The sequence below is a fragment of the Alcanivorax sp. 24 genome (assembly GCF_004360225.1).
GTDB classification, from domain to species: domain Bacteria; phylum Pseudomonadota; class Gammaproteobacteria; order Pseudomonadales; family Alcanivoracaceae; genus Alloalcanivorax; species Alloalcanivorax xiamenensis.
In genome coordinates this window covers 1-1011 of sequence record NZ_SNUA01000042.1, presented here as the reverse complement: position 1 = coordinate 1011, position 1011 = coordinate 1, and the positions used below count along the sequence as shown (strand labels likewise).

The window sequence follows — 1011 nt, the reverse complement described above, 5'->3', positions numbered from 1 at the left end:
TGGCGGATGGCACGGAAGTCAGTGTCACGGCCACGGACCCGGCGGGTAATACCAGTGATCCTGCCACCACCATCGTGGACGAAAACCTGAACGACACCACGCCCCCGGCGGCGCCGACCATCGCCGAGGTAATGGATGATGTGGCACCGGGCACCGATCCGGTGCTGACTGGAGGCAGCACCAACGACACCACGCCGACCCTGACCGGGACAGCGGAAGCGGGCAGCACGGTAGTGATCTTCCAAGATGGCACGGAGATCGGTACCACCACCGCCGATGGCAGTGGCAATTGGAGCTTCACACCCAGCACCGAGCTGGCGGAAGGGGACTACAGCTTTACCGCCACGGCGACCGATGCGGCGGGTAACACCTCGGATCTGAGCGCGGTGTTTGAACTGAATGTAGACACCACCGCGCCGGCGACTCCGACGGTGGAGCCCTCCGATGGAGCAACGCTTATCGGTACCGCCGAAGCGGGCAGCACGGTTGATGTGGATATCAACGGGGATGGCACCCCGGACTACACGGTGGAAGCGGACGGCAGCGGTAACTGGAGCGTGACACCGGATACCCCGTTGGCCGATGGCACGAATGTGAGTGTTACCGCCACGGACGAAGCCGGTAATACCAGTGCTCCAGCTACGATCGGTGTGGACGCCACGGCGCCGGTGGTGGCCTTGGATGCGTTGGTTACCAACGACAGCACCCCGGAGTTGACGGGGACGGTGGACGATCCGGACGCCAGCCTCGTGGTGACGGTGGACGGCAACGACTATACCGCCACCAACAACGGTGATGGCACCTGGACGCTGGCCGATGGTGATCTGCCGGCACTGACCGATGGTGATTACACCGTGACGGTAACGGCCACTGACGCCGCGGGCAATGAGAGCACCGCTAGTGGTGCTCTGACGGTGGACACCACCGCACCGGCGGCACCAACGGTGGAACCCACTGACGGAACGATCCTTACTGGTACCGCCGAAGCGGGCAGCACGGTTGACGTGGATA

1 protein-coding gene is annotated in these 1011 nt (G+C 63.8%); it reads left to right on the top strand.

Annotated features, from left to right (window positions below):
• Positions 1 to 1011 (top strand): Ig-like domain-containing protein (locus tag E0L37_RS21180; RefSeq protein WP_205655670.1); only part of this gene is annotated, 1011 nt, incomplete at both ends.